Raw genomic sequence first — 22,013 nt, forward strand, 5'->3', positions numbered from 1 at the left:
TTAGGATAGATCCGAAACTTATAGGCTTTATTGACTAACATGACTTTCACCTCCTCGTGCGTTGAGATATACATATTATACCATATTGGATAGATATTCCATTTCATTTAGAGGTGAAGATATGGAAACACAATCCGTTGTCTTAAGATTTCCCAAGACTTTTTTAGATAGAGTCGACATATACAACGAGCGAAAGGGTTTTGGTACTCGTACACAAGCTATTTTTCATTTACTGCAACTCGCACTCGAACAGTCGGACAATCGAGATGGCAAGTAAGCCATCCCTTGTCCGAAGGCGATTCATCCCCCACCTACTCATTGGGCTTGGCCCTTCTCATTCCTTGAGGTGGGGGTCTTCTCGACTGAAATGATAAAATGTAATTACTTTTATCATATTCATCTACTTGTCTCCTATTTTTTATGTTGATAATTATTTCGACAAAAATGACTGTACTCCTTCTTTACAGCTACTCATCCTCTACTTACATTCTCTCCTTCAAATCAGGGTATCCTATTTAATAGGAGGGATGCTTTTTGAAACGTTTAATGCTTTTCTTTCTTTGCTTCTTTATGATCTTACCAATCACAGTCCGTGCTGAAACTCCACTTACCGCCGCATTTATTCGCGATCAACAACTTTGGATTAAAAAAGGAAATCAAGAAACACAGCTTACAAAAAATCGCTATATATATGCACCTCAATGGTCGCATGACGGGCGCTTCATCGCCTATATCGACGGTGATGCACAAGGAAACAAATCACAGTTATACATTTATGACACAAAAGAAAACGAACATTTTCAACCTTATGTCACCGTTGAAACAAGTGATGTCAAATGGTCCCCTGTGAACAACCAATTAGCCTACACAAGCCAAGGGATTCTGAACGTCACCAAGCTAAAAAATGGTCGTCCCCACGGTTTTGAGAACGTCTCACTTGGTGTGAGTGGCTTTCAATGGTTTCCAAATGGAAAGGAATTTATCGTCTCGTCACAAGCAAGCTTACATCCGACTGGCTGGGGACCCATATCCCTTTATCAAATTCCAGTTGACGCAAACCTAGCGAAAGAAAAGATGAAGCTCTTTTATACGATTCAAACAAATGATAACGATTTGTTTGCGATTGATGCAGATTTTTTTAAATTTAGTTTTGATGGAAAATGGATTAGCTTTTTAGCAACCCCTACCGCTTCTTGGTCGATGGACAGCAACTCACTATGCGTCATCTCAGCAACCGGAACAAAGTTTCAAGCAATCGACCACATGCTGGGCTATAAAAACTGGTTCAAGTGGGCACCATCTGCGAATCAACTTGCCTACATTTCTGGCGAAGGACGATTTTTCGTTGAAAATAAAAAATCAACGATTATCAACATGCCAATTTTCAACCAACAAAAACAATACACCCCGAACGGCTACGTGGATCTAGACATTGAGTGGTTTTCTCCCGACACCGTCATTGTCGCTCGGGCAAAAGAAAACAAAGAATGGAAAGAAGGGCCTGTGCCAACGATGTTCACCACTCTTTACGAAATTAATGTAACGACTGAAACACAAAAACCGCTAACGTTTCCGAAGCAACATGAAATTGATGAAACGCCTCAAGTTATTGACTCCTACCTCACATGGTTTCGCAAAAAAGAAAAAAGTGTTCATGGTGATGTATGGGTGAGGGAAGGATTGAGTGGGAAAAGTAAACGGTGGATCGAACGTATAGATGAAGCGCCGGTATTTTTGAAGTGAATAACGGAAACGAGGGAGAGGCAAAAAGGGCAAAGAATATCTCTGTCTGACGTGCGAGCGTTTGGTGATACCATTATGAAATGCTTGCTTAGTAAATCTAGGACTGTTCGCTTATAATACAAACAGTCCTACTCATTCCTAGAGTCTGCTCTTTCCTACTTCTCTCTTATACACCTCCAACAGCTCTTCAACAGAAACACCATAGTTCGGGTGATCACTGTGACTTCAGTACGTCTTCCACTTCACCATCGCTGCTTTTTGATACCGGTCCTCTACATCGCGCCAGTTGACAATGTTCCACCAGTTATCGATGTAGGTTTTGCGATCATTTTGATATTGGAGATAGTACGCATGCTCCCACACATCGAGTCCTAAAAGCGGAATCGTATCCCATTGGGTGAAGAGCTGTTGTTTTTCGGTTTGCAGAATTTCTAAACGATGCGCGCGCGGAGCCCATACTAATAAGGCCCAACCAACACCTTCTACTTTATCAGCAGCTTCTGAAAAATGCTTTTTAAAACGATCAAAGCTCCCGAAGTCTTGCACAATTTGTTGTGCAAGTCGTCCTCGTGGTTGCCCTCCTCCGTTTGGCGACATGTTTTCCCAAAACATCGTATGCAAGTAGTGGCCCGATCCATGAAAGGCCGCTTCTCGTTCCCAATGTTTAATCAAATCAAAATTTCCTGTATCACGCGCTTCTTGCATCTTCTTTTCTGCTTTATTTAAACCGTCTACATAGCTTTTATGATGCTTTTGATGATGCAGTTCCATAATCTTTGTCGCAATATATGGCTCAAGAGCATTATAACGATATGGCAACGGTGGTAATTTATGTTGACCGATGGGGACGCGTCCATTTTGTTTTTGGCGCTCATCTTCTAAACGAAAGCTATGTTCAAGTTGCTGCATGCATGTTTGAATCGTTAAAATGTCTTCCTCTAAAAGATCATCGTTCTCTTCGTATCCTTGTACTAATTCCAATACGTAGCGAACGTTTTCTAACCAATCCTCTGAATACCCTCTATTCTCTGTCAACACCGATAAGCACCATTCCTCCGTATCACTTACATACTTTCGAAACGCGTGTTCATATTGTATTGTCATGGTGACCCTCCTCTAACCTCGTCAGCATATCGTATGCAAGACAGGCGTCTAGAAGAAAGTTGTCCGCTTAAATTTCACCGAGACAACCGCCTGTTTTTCTTGTCACCATCCCTTCACATCAAATCCGTCCTCGACTTACTTACACTCGCTTTTTTCATTGCACCTATCGTCTACACTCTCTATCTTTTTGCCCCCCCTTCTTTCCCCTTTAAAAAGAGCGAAAAAAGTGAAAAGAATGGGATTTTCATCATTATTTTTATGACCTTCCATTCGTCAACGGCCTACGAATAAGCCCTTCTTCTTTAATATCCACTTTCACTTTCACCTTAACAGTTGCTTCTTTAAATGCTTTTCCCCAATCATCCTCTACTTTTTCCCACTTACGATATTGAAAAGCTCGTGCGTATTTACCAAGTCCAATAGGGTCCACTTCATTTTCTTGGAGTGAATCAATTAATTGGGCGAACTCGTTTGTTAGCGCTCTCTCAATATCTTTTGTAAATTTTTTGCGATCTTTATTAATGTCATCGTTCATCACTTCAGTAATGGAAATTGGCAATGTATAATTAAGATTAAACAAAAACGTATCTCCTTTAAAGCGAACCTTCATATCTCTTTCAACACTTTCAACATTGTAGCTTACTAGTCGGTTTTCAAAAGATTGCTTTTCTTCCTTGAGTATCGTTGTCATCGCAAGTTGTTTAATCGGAACATCTTGAATGAGTTGTAGAAGCTGTCCTTCATACTGATCAATCTCCATCACTAGCTCTCCATCTTGATTAAGGAGCGAATAACCTTGCAAATTTGCTTGGCCATTTCCCATCCGAACCATTGGAATGATTGCCGTTTTTCCTTTTGACAGGTAATCAAATTGGAATTGTTGAAGTGTCACTTCTTTTGTGACGTGACGAATTGCACCTGTTTCAAGCAGCTTTGTCATATATAGATAAAGACGCTTTTTCCCTTCTGGGTCACTATACATCAGACTCTGTACATCGCCTTCTACCCCTATAATCCTTGAGCTAATTGACGAAAACGAATCGCGATAAATGGTATCTAACAGCTGAATCCATTCTTTTTGCTCTAAAACTTTCTTTCCAACAAATAGTATTTGAAGCTTTCCTTTACTTGTAATCCCAGATAATAAGCTATCAAACTCTTCTCTTGCTTCTTTAATCGAGTGAGCAGGAACATCATACACTTCGTTTTTATCTTGAAGCTCTTCATCAAACGTCGGACTTGAGCTATAAAAAACAAGTTTACCCTCTTCATTCATATCGATGCCTAACATTAAGATCATCGTCGCATCTTCTAAATTGATTTTATCCGCACATCCAGACAACAAACTCATAGCAAGGAGAACGACAACCAACGTTGATACTCTATGTTTCATAGTTCCCACCACTTTTCACCTTTCGTATGATAAAAGACCAAAAAAAGAGAAAAACGGTAAATATATAAATAACGGTTCCGATTTTTGTTACCGTCCTCTTCAGCAAGTCTGCCATGTCCCAATCAATTTCAATTAAGGCCGCTGCACTAAAGAAAATGGTTAGCAATAAAATAATGTATTTTTTACTATCCGTTTGTTTAAATACGTCACCAACACTCGTAACTGTAAAAAGTACATACGGAATCCACGTAGTAGAAATGACAAACATATACATTGGTAAAATAATAATATCGAGCCTGTCAATATAACGAAATCGAATATTACTTGCAAGATTCAAAAGCGGCTCATAGTAAATTGTAATCGCATCTGGACTATAAAAAGCAAATGCAGCAATTGTTGTGCTCACATAAATGAGCATCGTTAATGTGTTTGCGGCAATGGCTGCTTTTATCGCATTTTTCTTATAAAGTAAAAACGGGTAAATGAAGTAAATAATTTCAAATCCTAAAAACGAAAAAATGGTTGTTTTTACACTTTCAAAAATGCTTCCCCAACCGTCTTTTAAAATCGGTAATAAGTGAATCCAATCACTCACTTGAACCGGTATGAATACCATCATGACGATGAAAAACGTAAAAAAGAACGTTAACTCAGCGTATCGCCCAATTACTTTTACGCCTCCTTTTGCGATAATAAATGTAGGAACTAACAAAAGAAGAAACAAAAGCGCTGGATTTGTACGCGGCAATACCCACGTCTTAATTAAAATAACGGTTTGAAGAATGAGAGTGAATGAAAAAAAACTAAGATAGCAAGCAAAAAACAAAATAATAACGGCACTTAACCACTTTCCAAAATAACGCTTCGTCACTTGGACAATCCCTTGATTAGGATATTTGTCCATTGATTTAATAATTAAGATGCTTAACACGCTCGCAAACAGCCATCCGAACAAAATCCCTATCCACCCATCTGTTCCCGCAATTATCGCCAAGTCTTTCGGAAGGGATAAAACACCGACTCCCATTTGTGAGCCATGTATTAAAAACATAAACTGCATCGTTGTAATCTGTTGTTTTTTAAACATGCGCTCACCGCCTTTTAGCTTTCATTTAATTCTTCCCTTTTTGCTTTTTTAATGGAAGCCTCACGATGCTATCCTTCCACTCTTTGTATGTCACAGGAGCAAATGGCAAACCGTATGGTGTGCGTAATGAATCAAGAGAAATAACGTGTCCAATTAACGTCATCAATCCAATCACCACCCCAACAATACCAAACATCGATGCGATAACCATCATCGGAAAGCGGAGCAAGCGAACACCAATCGACATATCGTAGTTCGGGATAATAAACGATGAAATTGCGGTTAATGATACAACAATAACCATTAAATTACTCACGATTCCTGCTTCAACTGCCGCTTGCCCAATCACAATTCCTCCAACAATACCAACTGTTTGCCCAATTGGAGACGGAAGCCGAATTCCTGCTTCTCGAAGCATTTCAAGCGTCACTTCCATAATTAACGCTTCAATGAGTGGATCAAATGGTACTTGAGCACGCGAATCTCCAATTGTGACAAGTAAGCGAATCGGAACAATTTCATAATTAAAAGAAATAATAGCGATATAAATTGCTGGCAAAAAAATTGAAATACCTAACGCTAAAAAGCGAAGCATTCGAATAAATGACGCTGACATCCACCTTGTTGTGTAGTCATCCACACTTTTCAAAAAGGACATAATCGAGCTAGGCGCAATTAACGTACTCGGCGAGCGATCTAACACGACACAAACTCGTCCTTCTAATAGTTCTAAGGAAACAAAGTCGGGTCTTTCTGTCAAAATAAATTGCGGAAATGGTGAATATTGATTGTCTTCAATGAGCTCCGCGATTTGTCCAATGTTCAACAATCCTTCCATTTTCACAGCCGATAAGCGCTCTTTCATTTCGCTTACATACTCGTCGTTAACAACGCTTTCTAAATAAAGAAGATAGACGGTATTTTTATATTGCGTTCCAATCGTCATCTCTACTATTTTTAAGTCAGTAGTAGGGAGAAAACGACGAATTAACGCAATGTTTCGCTCCGCTTCTTCCACAAATCCAAGATGTGATCCTTTAAGCGTTGTTTCAAACACAGAATCTTCAATGTTTCGATTCACACCTCCAATCGTACTCAACACCCATGCTTCTACGTGACCATCCACAAACAGAATGCTCTTTCCATTCAAAAGCTGTTCCACAATGTTCGTCCAATTCGCTTCCTTCGTTACTTGACCAACGGAAACAGACAGAGAAGAAGCAACTTGTTCTTGTTCTATAAGCGGAGAAATAATAAACTCACTAATAACCTTTTCATCCACTAATTCTGAAAAATAAACAACTACACTTTCCTTCTCTTCCACATGTAAAGACCGAAACGTCAAAGTTGGTGCTAAATTAAACAACTGATGAATATAATCAATATTTTCCTGCAGATGTTCACTAACTTGTTCGTTCACATTGGATGCAGAAGGTTTCGATTTATATTTTTGACGCTCATACTTAGATTTTCCCAAAAACTTCATCATCGTCTCCTCAAACTTGTAAGTATTTTTAAAGTAGCCTGCATCATTTCTTTCTATGCATGAGTAGGAAAACCCTAACAGAATGCTCTTAACACGTCACATTCCACTTCTTGTTCACAATGTAAGTGGCTCCTCCTTTTAAACACTGTACAGATGCGCTTAGTATACGTTCTTCAAGGACACCTTCTATTTCATAGTTACCTTTAGGGCAATCGTTTACGTTCATTTCTTCTTGCCCCTCTCTATTTTTGAACATTTTATGACTTTCTTCATTCTTCCTCAATCTTCTCCCTCGTTTCCTTGACAATCCTCTCATACAAATTTAAGATACGTTAGTAGCCTCTTTATTTAAAAGAGCATGGAACTTATAAATATGTTAAATCTAGTAATCTTTTATAGAAAGAAGAGGGGAATATGTCAAAAGCTAACAACCTCGTTGCACCAACGAAAACACTACCCCAAATTATTGCGCAAACAGTAAAAACTGGCATTATTAAATCGAATTTAATTCCAATGTTCGCAGGGTTAACATTGGCTATTTATACGTATGACCGCAGTTTAATGGAAAGCATTCCAGTCATTTTGTTTGCCTTTATTGGGTCAGCTCTTGTCATTGGAGCAGCTGGTGCATTTAATAACTTGTATGACCGCGATATTGATTCAATTATGGAGCGAACAAAAGACAGACCTACTGTAACAGGGGAAATTAGCTTTAAAACGGTACTCTGGATGGCTATTATCATGTCGATCGCAGGAATTGCGATTCTTGGCTTAGCAACACCGTTAGCGGCTCTTTTAGGTTTCTTAGGATTATTTTTCTACGTTGTACCGTACACCATGTGGAGTAAACGAACAACGATTTACAACACAGAGATTGGTAGTATTTCAGGTGCGATGCCTCCATTAATTGGGTGGGCTGCGATTTATCCTGACATTACACACCCAGCAATTCTTGGTCTTTTTCTCATTATGGTCATTTGGCAAATGCCTCACTTTTACGCGATTGCCATTCGTAAGCACGATGAATACAAAGCGGCGAATGTTCCAATGCTTCCAGTCGTAAAAGGCTTTGACCGCACGTACATTCAAACCAATATTTACTTAGCCATTCTCATTGCGAGCAGTTTCTTATTTATTACATTAAGTCTTGGTCTTGTATTAGTTGCACTTATTTTAAGCATCGCATGGCTTGTGCTAAGTATAAGCGGTTATAAAAAACGTGACTCTGAAAAATGGGCAAAATCCATGTTTATCTTTTCGCTTATTCATATGACAATTTTGTTTTCAACCGTAATTATTTATTCACTCGTTGGAACGATATTCAATTTATAAAACGAAAAGCCAAATTTCTCAATCGGGAATTTGGCTTTTATTTATATTAGCAATAATTCCATCTCTTCTCCTTTTCCCCACACGTTTTAATTATTTCAATATATAGTGTAAACATTCCACTTAACAACCTTATTAAGAGGTGTTTCCGCATTTGAATTAGTGCTTTTTATTGCATTAAAAGAAAATACCCCCTATGTCTTACCTTCCATATTCTTCCATCTCAGATACTGCTAGTAAATAGTATAGACTTCTACTTTACTGAGTACGTAATCTAAACTAGAATTACTCCTTTTTTATGAGTTTATTCTATTCAAGCTACCATATCCACAACTAGAATTGGGGTACAACTAGAAAACGAAAAATACCATCGAACATATTATTGCGGGAGTTATTGACCTTTTGAAAAGCATTATGCTAGAATCATATACGCAAATGATTATCGTTATCAACAAAAGAGCATAATCATGTGATAATAAGTGGAATTTCAATGGAAAATATTAGAATAATTGATTTGAGTAGTCCATAATGGTTACGCATTTTGTCCATTGTATTTTTAACACTAATACAACTAAATGTAATGATTGAAAGGGTGTAGATGATGAAAAATATTGAAAAATACCGACATGCATTTATCAATGCGCTAGACTTAGAGGAAGATGAAGTAGGCGAAGATTTAGTACTTGGAGGAACAAGAGAGTGGGATTCAATTGGACATATGACACTCATTTCTGAAATTGAAGATGTTTTTGATGTCTCATTGGATTCTGAATGGATTACAGAGTTTAATTCTTACCGATCAGGCATGGAGGTATTGAAACGCCTAGGAGTGGACTTTGATAATGAATAGTTTCAAACAACTTGAGAAGTTTGGAGACCGAACGGCTGTGTATGCTGAAAAAGCGTATTCTTACTTTGAAATGTTAGAAATTTCTGATGCGATTTGTGAAAAAGTAGGTGAAAGAACGCTCGTTTTTTGTTTGTGTTCCAATAATAAAGAGTCTTTATTTGGCTACGTGGGTTTTATTCGAGGTGATGTTGTACCTGTACTTTTGGATGCATCTATCCATATTGATCAGTTGCGGAGACTAATGAATCGTTATAAGCCCACATATATTTGGGCGAGTAGTGAAAATCAATACCTCGTAAAAGAAATGGATCGTTCATTTGTGTATGGAGATTACACGTTATTTAGATGTCCAACACCTCTTCACCATCATCTTCATGAACACCTTGCGCTCCTTCTAACGACCTCTGGAAGTACTGGGAGCCCCAAGTTTGTTCGCTTAAGTTATGAAAATATTTTTAAGAACGCTGAATCAATAGCAACGTACCTTGACATCAATGCAGATGATAAACCGATTACAACGCTTCCAATGAATTATTCCTATGGTCTCTCTATCATTAACAGTCACCTCATATGTGGGGCAACGATCGTTGTAACAAATGCATCGATCATGCAGAAGGAGTTTTGGGACTTATGTAAAGAGCAACAAGTCACAACTTTTGGAGGAGTTCCTTTCGTGTATGAGATGCTTAATCGACTGAAGTTTGAAGAATTTAACCTTCCAAGCTTACAAAAACTAACTCAAGCAGGTGGAAAATTAAGCTCCATTTTATCGGACAAATTTGCTAGAGTTTGTGATCAAAAAGGAATTAAATTTTTTACCATGTATGGCCAAACTGAAGCAACAGCTCGCATGGCCTATTTACCATATGAAAAAAACCTTGAGAAAGTCGGTAGTATTGGCATTGCCATTCCAGGTGGAGAACTGTCTTTACAAGATGAAAATGGCAACAAAATCACAACTCCTCATGTTAACGGCGAATTGATCTATAAAGGAGCAAATGTTTCGTTAGGGTATGCTGAATCGTTATTCGATCTTTCAAAGAATGATGAGAACAACGGCATTTTGTATACAGGTGATATGGCTTACTTTGATCAAGATGGGTATTTTTTTATATCTGGCCGAATTAAAAGAATGATCAAGGTCTATGGAAACCGTATCAGCCTTGATGAAGTGGAAGAACTTTTAAATAAGCATGGTCATGATTGTATCTGTTCTGGGACAGATGACCAACTGTATATTTACACGTTAAGAGACGATTACGTTCAAATAAAAAAAATAATCAAGGAAAAATTAAACTTAAAAGGCTTTAAGATTATGAGAATTGAGGAAATTCCACGTAATCATTTTGGAAAAATCCTCTATTCTGATTTACCTAAGTATGGTTAATTAATTTTCACCTGAATTCGTAAATGTGAGATACATAATAAAATCTTACATATTAAGATCTAATGTCACCTTCTAGGTGCAGCGTGGACATAACATGAATCCTATAGTAGTTGTTTATTAGTTCTTAAGCGTTTTATTAACACATTTCAGGATTTCACTGATTAGAACAGCTTTGGGGTTATTTTTTTGCCTTTTTTTATGAGAAATCTTAAGTTTATTTTTTATCAGGTGATGGAATGACGTTTATATCAATTGAGTTTCTCCTATTTATCGCAATCATTGTTTTTATCAATTATTTACTACCACATCAATTAAGATGGATTCTTTTATTACTAGCAAGTTACGTTTTTTACGCTAGCTTGAGCATTCAATTTATTCCCTTGCTGCTTGTAAGCACCGCTTTTACTTATTTCACTGGAATTATCATTGAAAAACAGGAAACAAAAAAACAAAAGAAAAAAGTCATGCTAGTTGGTATATCTGTACTATTGTTTTTTCTCGGTTGGTTTAAATATTTTAATTTTGTAAATGAGTCCCTTCGAGCAATTGCAACGTACATGAATTTGAATTACACCTTACCATACCAAGAGATTGTTCTGCCACTAGCCATTTCTTTTTATACATTTCAGGCAGTAAGTTATCTTGTCGATATCTACCGTGGAAAGCAAAAAGCAGAAAAACATTACGGCTATTTTTCGGTATATTTCGCGTTTTTTCCACAATTGGTTGCTGGACCGATTGAACGTGCTAAAAAATTGTTACCGCAACTTAAAGTTGAACATCATTTAGATTATGAAAATATAAGTTATGGAATGAAGCGAATCGCATGGGGATTTTTTAAGAAGACCTTAATCGCAGACCGGCTAGCTCCAATTGTATCGAGTGTTTTTGATAGTGCTGATCCTACTGGTTCACAAGTTGTACTAGGTACTATTCTATTTTCAATTCAATTGTTCGCTGATTTTTCAGCATGCAGTGATATTGCCATCGGTTGTGCAAGAATGTTAGGGATAAAATTAACAGAAAACTTTAAGCAACCGCATTTCGCAGTTTCGATCTCGGATTTTTGGAGTAGATGGCACATAACGCTCTCTACATGGTTAAGAGATTATATCTTTATTCCATTATGTAAAGGGAAAAAGAAGAGAAGTGAAATTTATTTCGCAATTGTGATAACTTTTTTAATAAGCGGCATTTGGCACGGAGCCGCTTGGACTTTTGTTTTATGGGGTCTCATTCATGGATTTTATCGCGTGTTTGGAGATCATACAAAACATGCTCGTGGAAAAATGGCTTCATTTATTCTATTAGATAGAAGTCCGATGCTGCACCGATGGGTAAAAATTGTCATTACCTTTCTACTAGTCTGCTTTTCAAGAGTCTTTTTTCGTTCAGATTCTGTCAACGATGCATTTGAAAATGCAAAACTCTTCTTAACAATTAACTCTTGGAAACCATCGGGACTTATTAAAGCGTTTGAACTATTTTCGCTACTAGATTTAGTGATTATTAGTTTTTTCTTTATCATTGTACAACTCTTTCAGTATATTGAAAGAAAAAATGGTTCCACATGGGAATGGCTATCGCGACGCTCGATATTTGCTAGGTTTGCATTTTATATTTTTATTGTTCTTTCAGTCCTTATATTCGGTGTTTCGGGTAATGGGTTTGTTTATGGCGGATTTTAATGTAAATACAAACGATATAAGAAATTAGGTTGCATCTTATTGATGAGCCCTATTTAGTCATGTTAATAAAAAGCAGCACGGTATTGAAAGGATTTATTATGGGACGTTTATTTATGAAGTTAGCCATTATCATCACTGTTGTTTTACTACTGTTTATGCCAGTAAATCACTTTGTAAAGTATTCTCATGATTACAACATAAATCATGCAATATTGGACTTTAAGAAGCACCCATATCCAGTTGATATCATGAATCTAGGTGCATCTCATTCCATGTATGGTTATCATTTTAAGCCTACTGGTTTGTCCCATTTGGACTTAGCACTTCCTGCTCAGACGATTGAGTACGACTTTAAACTGTTGAGAGAATTTGGCAAGCACCTTAAACCTGATGGTGTAGTCATTGTTTCCATTTCTCAAATTACTTTCGCAAATTCTGATGTCAATTACATAGGAAATTATTATAACATTTTGGATCGTAACGAGATTGAACCGTTTCATTTCATTGATTATTACAGTTACTTGTTCTTACCTGGGACCAATAGTGGGCGTTTTCATTCTGCGCTCGCTGGTAAACTCAAAAGCTTCAGGTGGGATTCTCATCAACCTTGGGCAAATAACGGTAAAAACTATTCGGAAAGAAAGTATAAAAAAGTCGAATCACAATATAGTGAAGCGGTTAAAAACAATGATATTGAACGAAATATGGAACAATTAAGAGAAATGATTGATTATTGTAAAGAGAAAGGCTACCAAGTAGTATTAACGATTGAACCGGTACATCAATCTTATCAAGAATTTTTTTATGAAGAAGTAATGAATAAACTTGTTTTTCAGTACTTAGAAGCTCTTGAATTAGATGTCCCTCTTTTGAATTATATGGGGGATCAAAGGTTCGTGGACAACAAAAGTTATTTTATCGATCCAGATCATTTAAACAAAGAGGGAAGAAAAGTATTTTCCTGGATCGTATACAAAGATCTCAAGAAATTAGGCTATTTGCGAGAACTTTAACTCTAAGTTAAACGTGGAAAAATTAAATGCATAAAGCCCTATGATGTATTGATGATGTTTTTCAATAAAGAATGTACACTTCTATAATTACTAACACGATAAGTCACGGATTAATTCGGAAGATAAATGACATCAAATGAGAGTGGGACATAACGAAATGATTCATTCTCAAAAACGAACAATAACATTTCTGTCATCATTAGGTTACAACAACAAGTTCGTTTCATTTCGCTCCAGCCACTCGCTTTCCGCAGGGAGGAACCTGAGTTGATTGGAGTGGAAGGCGCGAAGACTCCTGCGGGCGCAGCTGGTCAGGTGAGACCCCGCAAGAGCGAAGGGATGAGGAGGCTCAGCGCCAGCCCCGCGGAAAGCGAAGCGCCTGGAACGGAAATCAATGGACTAATTTTAGAAGCTAACCTAAAAAGAGGGTGCCCAAAAGTTTATACCTTTTGGGACACCCTCTACTTATTTACTGAAACACTTATGTCCCAGCCCCTTCTATTTATTAAGAAAGTTGTTTGACGACTTCTTTTGCGACACTTTCTGTTGATTGTGGGTTTTGACCTGTAATTAAGTTACCTGCTACTTGAATGTGGTTTGTCCAGTTAGCAGCACCGCTAAACTCAGCACCAAGTTCACGTAAACGAGTTTCTAAAAGAAACGGCATGTATTGATCTAATGTTGTTTCACGCTCTTCTTCATCTGTGAATGCTGTCACTACTTTACCTGCTACAAGTGGTGTACCGTCTGAAAGTTTTACACCGACTAATCCAGCTGGTCCGTGACAAACTGCTGCTACTACTTTATTTGCTTCATATAAGTCACGAATGATTGCTTGAAGCTTTTCATTATCTGGAAGGTCAAACATCGTTCCGTGACCACCAGGTAAGAACACCGCATCAAATTGAGACACATCTTTAATGTCATCTAATTTGATTGTGTTTTCTAAATGCTTTGCTGTCTCTAAAATTTCTTGAGGTACATCTCCTTGTAAACTACGGTCATCAACTTGTGATTTTCCGCCTAGGGGGCTTGCCACTGTTACCTCATATCCCGCTTTCATAAACTCAACGTATGCTTCTCCAAATTCTGAAAGCCAAAGTCCTGTTGAATGACCTTCTTTCATTTCTTTTGCTGTTGTGACGACCATTAATACATGTTTAGACATTTTAAAATTCCTCCCTGCAATTCAATCATCTATTAGTATTTACCTTGTTTTGCTTTGTTACAAACCTTATTTTAGTTGGAAATCATCTATAATACAAATTAGAAAATATACAATTAACCATAAATAAATTTATAGGTAAACTGATAATGAATACGAATCGAAACAGATGAAAATAGTAAAGGTAACTGGAGGTAAGAGAAATGAACGAAAAAAAACCAATTAGTTCATCTGAACTTGGTACGCTTTGGCTTACATATCAGGAAAAAACGTTAATTTTACGAATCCTTGAATATTTCATTGCAAAATCAGACAATGAAGAAGCAAGAAACATTTTAGGTGGTTTGTGGCAAGAATTGAATTACTATGTAAAACGAATTCAAACTATTTTCGAAAATGACGGAGCTGTTGTTCCTATTGGTTTTACGAAGCAAGATGTAAATGTTGAAGCACCGAAATTATATAACAATCACTTTGATATTATGTTTTTACGCATCTTAAAAGAAGTAAGCATGGGCATGTATACCATTAACATGAACATGGCTTATCGAGACGATATTATTGAGTTATATGAAGATCTAACCAGTGTCACACAAAAGATTTACCGATTGTCTACACTCTTTTTAATTGAAAAAGGCGTTTTAACCACACCACCGAACGTCACGATGCCAACGTCTAACGAATTTATCAATAGCAAACGGTATTTGAATGGGTTTCATTTATTTAGTGACAAACGCCCGTTAAATGATATTGAACTAGGTTATCTGCACCATGGAATTGAAACGAATAACATCGGCATGCAGCTGATCACAGGGTTTGCACAGTGTGCACAATCAAAAGAAGTACGTGACTACTTTGTCAAAGGAAAAGAGCTTGCAAAGAAACAAATTAAACTATTTGAAGAAATTTTGTTAGATAGCGATGTTCAATTTTCCGCTACCTCTGGAAGTACCGTCACAACTTCAAAAACCTCGCCATTTTCAGAAAAGCTCATGATGTTTTGTGTTTATTTATTAAATGGCTTTGGCATTGTCGGAACAAGTTTTGGCACGATTTTCAGCTTACGTAGTGACATTTCGGTAAAAACAGCCCTTATTTCAAAAGATATTTATTTTTACGCACAAGACGGCATTAAAATTATGATCAACAAAGGCTGGTTTGAAGAACCCCCTCAAATGGAAGACCGTCCGAACCTGATGAATGGATCATAAAACAAAAAGGAGGAATCAAAAGAGTTCCTACCTCCCGTTTGATTCCTCCTCTTTTGTGTGCAAGCTTGTGTTTCAATCGACAAGGATTGAAACTTTCTTTTCATTTTAACGTCTGAGTTAAAAAGGAAAAGGAGGAACTAGTATGCGTGCAGTTTTACGTCTACTTATCGTATGTACCATTTTACTAACGGGATGCTCTGTACAAGACCGTACATCCACAAGTAAAACAATCGACAAAATTGATGCAATCGAGGTATTAGCTCTTGACCATGAAGCGAATATTTTTCAACACGAAGGCGTCATCTACAAAACGAACATTGATTGGGTGAACAAATTACCTTTCACAAAAGGCTCCTACATCGGTAAAATTACAAAAGTTCATCAAAAAAACACAACGTTTACTAACGGGATGGCAAATGAGTTACCTGTTGGAACTTTGCTTTTTTCAGCAACAGAACGAAGCGACATCCTACTTGCAGAAGTGGACGGCATCCTCATTCCTTATCTCGGCATTGTCGAAGGCTAGATTACTACTCGTCAAATTGAATAAAAATGCCCGTTTTGTCATCTTGATAAAGGTTATGTTTTTCTTCATACGCGACTAAAGCTCGTGCATAGTGTTCGAGCCCATCTGTCGCAATGTTACGAAGCATACCTTCCCAATTTTTATCTTTCGGAAAAAGTCCATCTGAAATAAGCAATAGCTCACGGCAATTCTCTCTCTTAATAGAACCTGTTTGAAGATACATTTCAACGGCAGGATCTCCATTTAACACACCATATCCGTTTTTCGCATTCGCTAATGACCGATTATAAATGAGTGCATTTTTCTTCACATTAAAATATGATTCACCTGGTAAATCAACACCTTTTAACCGTTCGTTTTGACGATGCTCTTTCGCTCGCTCTGAGATTCCTTCCACGGTATCGTTTGAGAGCACCGCAAGATCGCCATTTCGTAACAGCGCAAAAATCATACAATCACCAATTTGACTGTAGTGAATGTCACGACCGGTAATGTGCACAACCGCTGCACACGTACTCCACCGCTCATGTTTTTGATGAAGAGGAGTGTGTGCTCGTTTCATTTCTTCTAACAATCGCTCATTCGCATGTAGAAGGCACTTTTTAACATCACCTACTGTCGGCTCTGTTTGACGAATGAACTCACTTACAATACGTGAAGCTAACACCGCTCCGTTTTTTCCTTTTTCATCTGTAAAATCAGAAACCGGTGTGGCCCCGTCTAACACCGCAAAAACGCCCTTTTGCTGGTTCGTAACAAAATCGTCTTCACAAATGGTTTTTCGGTTACTTTTGATCGAACATGTTTCAACGTTCATCTTTATCACTCCCCATGCGTTTGTGTATGACACATCTATAGTCAAATCCTCAGCGTTTATGATTTCTGTTACTCACTTTTACAAACAAAGGTAGCCCCAACCTTTCTCGATTGGGACTGCTTTTAATCATGTACCACAAAACGTTTGGTAGTTGGCACACGAAGACGGATCGGGTGGTGTTGTGTATGCTTCTTGTTCAGACGTATAAGCATACGGATTCGAAAGAACCGTTACTAACTGTTTCATCACGCTCAAATCTCCCTCTTCTGCTGCTTCTAATGCTTCTTCTACTCGATGATTTCGTGGGATAATCGCAGGATTCGAACGTTTCATCAGTTCGTGTGCATCTTCTCTTGATTGTTCTTGTTGATTGAGCCTTGCTTGCCACGCTTCATACCAAGCGTTAAATTCTTCTTTTTCATGTAGTACCGTGTCTTCTAGCTTATTTAATGTAAGTGCACGGAATGTGTTTGTATAGTCTGCTTTGTGCTTTTGCATCATGCTTAACAGTTCTTCTACAAACTCTTTATCGTTTGCTTGTGCACGGAAAAGACCCAATTTTTCACGCATACCTGCTAACCATTTTTCACGATATAAATCTGGGAATTTCAATACCGCTTCTTGTGCTATTTTCACCGCTTTTTCTTGATCGTCATCTAAAAGTGGCAATAACGCCTCAGCCAATCGTGCAAGATTCCAACCTGCCATACGCGGTTGATTTCCGTATGCATAGCGCCCTTGCACATCTATGGAACTAAAAACCGTATCAAGATCATACGTATTGATAAACGCACATGGACCATAGTCAATCGTTTCACCACTTAACGCCATATTGTCTGTGTTCATGACACCATGAATAAACCCAACAAGCTGCCATTTTGAAATGAGGTTCGCTTGTCGTTTAATGACTTCTTCAAGCAGGAAAAGATAACGATTCTCTGTTTGTTCCGCACCTGGAAAATGTCTGTCTAATGTGTAATCAGCAAGTGTTTGTAACTGCTCGACGCCTCCCCAATTCACGGCGTATTGAAACGTTCCGACGCGAAGGTGACTCGACGCAACACGTGTTAAAATCGCTCCTTGTTGAACCGTTTGCCGAAAAACCAATTGACCTGTTGTGACAACCGCAAGGCTACGCGTCGTTGGAATACCAAGACCGTACATCGCTTCACTAATGATATATTCGCGAAGCATCGGCCCAAGACCCGCACGACCGTCTCCACCACGGGAATACGGCGTACGTCCAGATCCTTTTAACTGAATGTCAACACGCTTCCCACTCGGCGTAATCTGTTCACCAAGCAACATCGCCCGGCCATCTCCTAACATATTAAAATGACCGAATTGATGCCCAGCATATGCCTGAGCCAGTAATAATCCTCCTTCAGGTACTTCATTACCTGCAAGCTCTTCGACACGTATGTTTTCCACCTCTAACCCAAGAGTGCGAGCGAGCTCTTCGTTTTTGACGACCCACTCTGGTGCTTCTACTGGATTTGGCTTCATTTCTGTAAAAAACACGTTTGGTAAACGAGCGTAACCATTGTCAAAGTTCCATCCTGCTTCTGTTGGTTTTACCATATGATCTCCTTTTCATCTTTTGACTTTGCACATCATTGTTTTCTTCATTATACCGTTTTCACAAACATATTAAAAAAGATAGACTTCACATTTATTCTAAACGATAATAAGTATAGAAAGGGGATACGCACACATGTTTTTTATTTTTATTAATGTTTATCTCATCCCAATTTTAGGAATTATTTTTTGTTTAAACTTAGTGGAGATTATAAAAAAGATTAAAAACGATCAACCTACTGCCGCGAATACGTTTTGGTTAACGTCTTCATTTATTTTGATTATTTGGAGCATTGCTTTTGCCGCTTCTATGGGAGCATAATAAAAAAGCACTGACTTCAAAAGAAGTTCAGTGCTCTCTGCTCTTATCCATGACTTTCCGCATTACGTTCCTTCAATCTCGCAAACAACATTTCTAACAGTACGTACAGTCCCGTTAAGCCAATCGCAAATTTTAAATTGTTACTTGTACCAACTGATAGGAAAAAACCTAACATATATAAATAACCGAAGCGGAACACAGCCGCGAATACATATTTTAAACGATCGTGATCGGATAAATAACGACCAATCATCATCACTAAATCATCTACAAACAACACATAAAACGCAAACGCTGCACTCATAATGAGTAAATGATGCAAGCTCATCGTTAATTGAAACATCGGAATCATAAACAAAGTAGGTAATAGTGCCAACATCGCTGCCCTGCCTACTGCTCCAGCTGTTTGCTTCTCTTTTTTCATAAAGATATAAAATAATGCAAGAGATATTACGTAAATGACCGCTACACTAATCCAAAACCCCATCATTGTTGTCCTCCCTTGTTTGTCTTGCTACGCCTCTCCCCAATGAAAGCGTAAAGATATGAACCTCTCTACTAGTAGTATAACAAACAGAAGGAGCCAGCTACGGCGAATGTATGACGGTTTTGTGAAGAGTCTGAGACAAAAGACGAAAAACCCCTTGTTCGGTTCAGACTTCAACACCCTTCCCTTAAACATCCGGTCATTCACTAATAAAAAGGAAAAGGATTTTCTCCATAGTTGTCTTCTTTCACACACCACATTTGAATATAAATAACTAAATGAATCAAAACAGGATTTTGTTGATGAATCTCGTATTCGTATTGAAAGGTTTTACAATGGAGGGGATGTTTATTGTATAAGCTTTATTGTCGCGTCTATCAGAAAACATTTAAATGGGCTTTTCAGCTTTTAGGTTGTCCAACACCGCAATTACTTGAAGGGGAAAACAGTGTATATAAACTTCCTGCCATGATTAAAGTGAAAGGCATTGACCGCATTTTAATCGTGACAGATCGAGGGATTATGAACATCGGCTTAATCGATGAGTTTCTAAAAGGATTGGAAGCTAAAGACATTGCTTATACCATTTACGATGAAACGGTTCCGAACCCTACTATCGACAACATCGAAGAAGCCGTAAAAGCGTATCATCAACATACGTGTCAAGCGATTCTTGCATTTGGAGGAGGTTCTTCCATTGATTGTGCCAAAGTAGTTGGTGCACGTATTGCCAATCCTGATAAATCCGTACCTGATATGAAAGGTCAGTTAAAAGTAAAGAAATCTATTCCACCTCTCTTTGCAGTTCCAACAACGTCAGGAACTGGCAGTGAAGCAACGATTGCTGCTGTGATTTCCAATCGAGAGACTCATGAAAAATATGCGATTAACGACATTGTACTTGTGCCACAAGCCGCGGTCCTTGATCCGTTATTAACAGTCAATCTTCCTCCTATGTTAACAGCGACAACAGGTATGGATGCTTTAACCCATGCGGTTGAAGTCTACATCGGTAAAGCCAATACAACTGAAACAAAGACTTGGAGCAAAGAAGCGATTATCCTTATTTTTAATCACCTCTATAAAGCCTACTCAAATGGCACAAACATACAAGCGCGTGCTGGCATGCAAAAAGCGTCTTATCTAGCAGGTATGGCATTTACCCGCGTTGGCGTTGGAAATATCCATGCCATTGCCCATACGTTAGGCGGTTTCTACTCCACACCGCACGGATTAGCCAATGCGGTCATTATGCCTTACGTACTCGAATACTACGGCGAATCGGTTCACAAGTCACTTGCTGAACTAGCAGACTTACTCACGCTCACGAAAAAAGACGAGAGTGATACACAAAAGGCCACTGCATTTATTGAAGCCATCAAACAATTAAACACATCAATGAACATCCCAACCACTATACAAGGCATTGTTGATCATGATATACCGACGATGATTAAACGTGCACTAAAAGAAGCCAATCCTCTTTATCCGGTACCTAAAATTTTCAATCAACGAGACATGAATGAGTTGTATAAAAGGATTCGTGAAGCCTAAATAGCGATAGACGCACATGTCTATCGCTTTTTCATGACCATATGACTCATCATTTTCGTTTAAACTTCTGCAACCTCTCGTTTTCTAATTCCGCTACATACACATTCCCTTGTTGATCAACCGCAATATCATGAGGAACTTTAACAGCACCAACATCCGTTCCCCATTGTCCAAATCGCTCAATGATTGTTCCGTTACGATTCAGTACAACGATTTGGCTTGTTTTCTTTTCTTTTGCATCTGGATAAAGCGAATCACCACCATCTACGACGTACACATTTTGCTCTTCGCCTACTTCAACCCCAAACGGACGTCCTAATTCTGGCTGTTCCCAACTCGCTTGAAATTGTCCATCTTTATTAAACACTTGAATGCGAGCATTGCTTCGATCTGCAATGTAAAGATTGTCTTCATGATCACGACTAATCCCATGAGGCAAGTGAAACTCACCCTCTTTTGACCCTAATTCATTCACTTCCCATAAAAACTGTCCATCTTTTGTAAACTTCGCAATGCGTCGGTTGCGATAACCATCGCTGACCACAAACGACCCATCTGTTAGCACGGTCACATCGGTCGGCCGAGCGAATGTCGATTCACTCATAAACGTCGGAAAGTCCGGCATGACATTTCGAATGCGAAGAAGCGCTTCTGTCGCAAATGAATAATTATCTCCGAATGTCGCAAGCAGCTGACCATCCGAATCAAACTTAAACACTTTATTTAACGAAACGTCCGTGATCCATACGTTATTTTCATCATCAATCTCTAAGCCATGTGGAGATTGAAAAACATTTTGTCCCCATTTTGCTTTCACCTTTTCAGTTTGCCCATCTATGACTACGACCGTTGGCTCTTGAATGAGCTCATCTCCCCCATACTGCCCTGTTGATCGGTGCAAATAGTATACATCGCCTTTACTATTAACAGCGACACCACTCGCTTCTCCCGCTTCTTTTTTATCCAATGGCGTTTTCGGCCACATTATGCTTGCCTCATAATTCGGTGACGTTTCAATGGGTTGCGTTTTTTCTTTATAAATGACATCTGAACCTCCACTCATTCCCCATAAAACAACACCGGTTATGACCACAATCACCACTACGATTCCTTTTTTAAAAACATTCACAACTATTTTCGTCCTCTCTTTGATGTTCCACTTATCTTCTACAAACCTTATCTTAACAATACAACTCACTCCTAACAATGGACCTAAGCGTGAATCCAAATAAGACTTGAGATGTAGAAAGAACATAAAAAAGCAGCACACCAA

Annotated in this window: 18 protein-coding genes and 2 pseudogenes; 10 read left to right on the forward strand and 10 right to left on the reverse strand. The window is 38.3% G+C overall.

Features of this window, described 5'->3' with window-relative positions:
• Positions 1-546: 546 nt before the first annotated feature.
• Positions 547-1,743, forward strand: a complete 1,197-nt coding sequence (locus DIS06_RS04505) for a TolB family protein (RefSeq protein WP_110112419.1) — start codon at positions 547-549, stop codon at positions 1,741-1,743.
• Positions 1,744-1,968: 225 nt separating this feature from the next.
• On the opposite strand, the pseudogene DIS06_RS04510 reads toward DIS06_RS04505, so the two are convergent.
• The 5 genes and pseudogenes from DIS06_RS04510 to DIS06_RS04530 all read right to left on the reverse strand — a co-directional run.
• Positions 1,969-2,595, reverse strand: a pseudogene (locus DIS06_RS04510) (superoxide dismutase); the annotation flags it as partial.
• A gap of 508 nt (positions 2,596-3,103) precedes the next feature.
• Positions 3,104-4,240 carry a Ger(x)C family spore germination protein gene (locus DIS06_RS04515; RefSeq protein ID WP_110112051.1) on the reverse strand — a complete coding sequence of 379 codons (1,137 nt, stop codon included), beginning with the start codon at positions 4,238-4,240 and terminating at the stop codon, positions 3,104-3,106.
• Positions 4,230-5,327 (reverse strand): GerAB/ArcD/ProY family transporter, encoded by a 1,098-nt coding sequence (locus DIS06_RS04520; protein WP_110112052.1) that lies wholly within the window; start codon positions 5,325-5,327, stop codon positions 4,230-4,232. Before DIS06_RS04520 ends, DIS06_RS04515 begins: the two co-directional genes overlap by 11 nt.
• 25 nt (positions 5,328-5,352) lie before the next feature.
• Positions 5,353-6,813, reverse strand: a complete 1,461-nt coding sequence (locus DIS06_RS04525; RefSeq protein WP_162595878.1) for a spore germination protein — start codon at positions 6,811-6,813, stop codon at positions 5,353-5,355.
• Between the two features lie 91 nt (positions 6,814-6,904).
• Positions 6,905-7,039: pseudogene (locus DIS06_RS04530) on the reverse strand (HD domain-containing protein); the annotation flags it as partial.
• A gap of 188 nt (positions 7,040-7,227) precedes the next feature.
• On the opposite strand from DIS06_RS04530, the gene cyoE reads away from it, so the two are divergent.
• The 5 genes from cyoE (at position 7,228) to DIS06_RS04555 (ending at position 13,080) form a co-directional block, all read left to right on the forward strand.
• Complete coding sequence (gene cyoE / locus DIS06_RS04535) at positions 7,228-8,145, forward strand: heme o synthase (RefSeq protein WP_110112055.1); 918 nt, start codon at positions 7,228-7,230, stop codon at positions 8,143-8,145.
• Positions 8,146-8,743: 598 nt separating this feature from the next.
• Positions 8,744-8,992 (forward strand): acyl carrier protein, encoded by a 249-nt coding sequence (locus DIS06_RS04540; protein ID WP_110112056.1) that lies wholly within the window; start codon positions 8,744-8,746, stop codon positions 8,990-8,992.
• Entirely contained in the window at positions 8,985-10,379 is a 1,395-nt protein-coding gene (locus DIS06_RS04545; RefSeq protein WP_110112057.1) for an AMP-binding protein, read from the forward strand. Before DIS06_RS04540 ends, DIS06_RS04545 begins: the two co-directional genes overlap by 8 nt.
• A 236-nt stretch (positions 10,380-10,615) precedes the next feature.
• A complete protein-coding gene (locus DIS06_RS04550; protein ID WP_204166750.1) occupies positions 10,616-12,067 on the forward strand; it encodes an MBOAT family O-acyltransferase in 1,452 nt (483 codons plus the stop codon).
• Between the two features lie 113 nt (positions 12,068-12,180).
• Positions 12,181-13,080 carry an SGNH/GDSL hydrolase family protein gene (locus DIS06_RS04555; RefSeq protein ID WP_239421877.1) on the forward strand — a complete coding sequence of 300 codons (900 nt, stop codon included), beginning with the start codon at positions 12,181-12,183 and terminating at the stop codon, positions 13,078-13,080.
• A gap of 505 nt (positions 13,081-13,585) precedes the next feature.
• Here the strand turns inward: DIS06_RS04555 and DIS06_RS04560 are convergent.
• Complete coding sequence (locus tag DIS06_RS04560; protein ID WP_110112059.1) at positions 13,586-14,248, reverse strand: type 1 glutamine amidotransferase domain-containing protein; 663 nt, start codon at positions 14,246-14,248, stop codon at positions 13,586-13,588.
• A gap of 200 nt (positions 14,249-14,448) precedes the next feature.
• Between DIS06_RS04560 and DIS06_RS04565 the strand changes: the two genes are divergently transcribed.
• Positions 14,449-15,456: a DUF3231 family protein gene (locus tag DIS06_RS04565; protein WP_110112060.1), complete on the forward strand. Its 1,008-nt coding sequence runs from the start codon at positions 14,449-14,451 to the stop codon at positions 15,454-15,456.
• Between the two features lie 142 nt (positions 15,457-15,598).
• Positions 15,599-15,982: a hypothetical protein gene (locus DIS06_RS04570; RefSeq protein ID WP_110112061.1), complete on the forward strand. Its 384-nt coding sequence runs from the start codon at positions 15,599-15,601 to the stop codon at positions 15,980-15,982.
• Positions 15,983-15,986: 4 nt separating this feature from the next.
• Here the strand turns inward: DIS06_RS04570 and DIS06_RS04575 are convergent, their stop codons facing one another.
• Both DIS06_RS04575 and DIS06_RS04580 read right to left on the reverse strand, forming a co-directional pair.
• A complete protein-coding gene (locus DIS06_RS04575) occupies positions 15,987-16,799 on the reverse strand; it encodes a protein phosphatase 2C domain-containing protein (protein ID WP_110112062.1) in 813 nt (270 codons plus the stop codon).
• A 126-nt stretch (positions 16,800-16,925) separates the two neighbouring features.
• On the reverse strand, positions 16,926-18,380 hold the full coding sequence (locus DIS06_RS04580; RefSeq protein ID WP_110112063.1) for a protein adenylyltransferase SelO: 1,455 nt from the start codon (positions 18,378-18,380) through the stop codon (positions 16,926-16,928).
• Between the two features lie 133 nt (positions 18,381-18,513).
• Here DIS06_RS04580 and DIS06_RS04585 point away from each other — a divergent pair, with 133 nt between their 5' ends.
• A complete protein-coding gene (locus DIS06_RS04585; RefSeq protein ID WP_110112064.1) occupies positions 18,514-18,699 on the forward strand; it encodes a hypothetical protein in 186 nt (61 codons plus the stop codon).
• 43 nt (positions 18,700-18,742) lie between these two features.
• On the opposite strand, the gene DIS06_RS04590 is transcribed toward DIS06_RS04585, so the two are convergent.
• The gene (locus tag DIS06_RS04590) at positions 18,743-19,189 is read right to left on the reverse strand and encodes a hypothetical protein (protein WP_162595880.1); all 447 of its coding nucleotides are present in this window, start codon (positions 19,187-19,189) and stop codon (positions 18,743-18,745) included.
• Between the two features lie 348 nt (positions 19,190-19,537).
• Between DIS06_RS04590 and DIS06_RS04595 the strand changes: the two genes are divergently transcribed.
• Entirely contained in the window at positions 19,538-20,740 is a 1,203-nt protein-coding gene (locus tag DIS06_RS04595; RefSeq protein ID WP_110112066.1) for an iron-containing alcohol dehydrogenase, read from the forward strand.
• Positions 20,741-20,789: 49 nt separating this feature from the next.
• Here DIS06_RS04595 and DIS06_RS04600 read toward each other — a convergent pair whose 3' ends face one another.
• The gene (locus DIS06_RS04600) at positions 20,790-21,869 is read right to left on the reverse strand and encodes a peptidyl-alpha-hydroxyglycine alpha-amidating lyase family protein (protein ID WP_239421879.1); all 1,080 of its coding nucleotides are present in this window, start codon (positions 21,867-21,869) and stop codon (positions 20,790-20,792) included.
• Positions 21,870-22,013 lie beyond the last annotated feature (144 nt).

The organism is Bacillus sp. CGMCC 1.16541 (genome assembly GCF_003184905.1).
Taxonomy (GTDB): domain Bacteria; phylum Bacillota; class Bacilli; order Bacillales; family Bacillaceae_H; genus Priestia.

What these genes read in the sequence shown, in the direction of transcription:
- DIS06_RS04505 (WP_110112419.1), top strand. Translation starts at nt 547, where the DNA reads ATGCTTTTCTTTCTTTGCTTCTTTATGATCTTACCAATCACAGTCCGT.
- DIS06_RS04515 (WP_110112051.1), bottom strand. Translation starts at nt 4,240, where the DNA reads ATGAAACATAGAGTATCAACGTTGGTTGTCGTTCTCCTTGCTATGAGT.
- DIS06_RS04520 (WP_110112052.1), bottom strand. Translation starts at nt 5,327, where the DNA reads ATGTTTAAAAAACAACAGATTACAACGATGCAGTTTATGTTTTTAATA.
- DIS06_RS04525 (WP_162595878.1), bottom strand. Translation starts at nt 6,813, where the DNA reads ATGAAGTTTTTGGGAAAATCTAAGTATGAGCGTCAAAAATATAAATCG.
- cyoE (WP_110112055.1), top strand. Translation starts at nt 7,228, where the DNA reads ATGTCAAAAGCTAACAACCTCGTTGCACCAACGAAAACACTACCCCAA.
- DIS06_RS04540 (WP_110112056.1), top strand. Translation starts at nt 8,744, where the DNA reads ATGAAAAATATTGAAAAATACCGACATGCATTTATCAATGCGCTAGAC.
- DIS06_RS04545 (WP_110112057.1), top strand. Translation starts at nt 8,985, where the DNA reads ATGAATAGTTTCAAACAACTTGAGAAGTTTGGAGACCGAACGGCTGTG.
- DIS06_RS04550 (WP_204166750.1), top strand. Translation starts at nt 10,616, where the DNA reads ATGACGTTTATATCAATTGAGTTTCTCCTATTTATCGCAATCATTGTT.
- DIS06_RS04555 (WP_239421877.1), top strand. Translation starts at nt 12,181, where the DNA reads ATGAAGTTAGCCATTATCATCACTGTTGTTTTACTACTGTTTATGCCA.
- DIS06_RS04560 (WP_110112059.1), bottom strand. Translation starts at nt 14,248, where the DNA reads ATGTCTAAACATGTATTAATGGTCGTCACAACAGCAAAAGAAATGAAA.
- DIS06_RS04565 (WP_110112060.1), top strand. Translation starts at nt 14,449, where the DNA reads ATGAACGAAAAAAAACCAATTAGTTCATCTGAACTTGGTACGCTTTGG.
- DIS06_RS04570 (WP_110112061.1), top strand. Translation starts at nt 15,599, where the DNA reads ATGCGTGCAGTTTTACGTCTACTTATCGTATGTACCATTTTACTAACG.
- DIS06_RS04575 (WP_110112062.1), bottom strand. Translation starts at nt 16,799, where the DNA reads ATGAACGTTGAAACATGTTCGATCAAAAGTAACCGAAAAACCATTTGT.
- DIS06_RS04580 (WP_110112063.1), bottom strand. Translation starts at nt 18,380, where the DNA reads ATGGTAAAACCAACAGAAGCAGGATGGAACTTTGACAATGGTTACGCT.
- DIS06_RS04585 (WP_110112064.1), top strand. Translation starts at nt 18,514, where the DNA reads ATGTTTTTTATTTTTATTAATGTTTATCTCATCCCAATTTTAGGAATT.
- DIS06_RS04590 (WP_162595880.1), bottom strand. Translation starts at nt 19,189, where the DNA reads ATGATGGGGTTTTGGATTAGTGTAGCGGTCATTTACGTAATATCTCTT.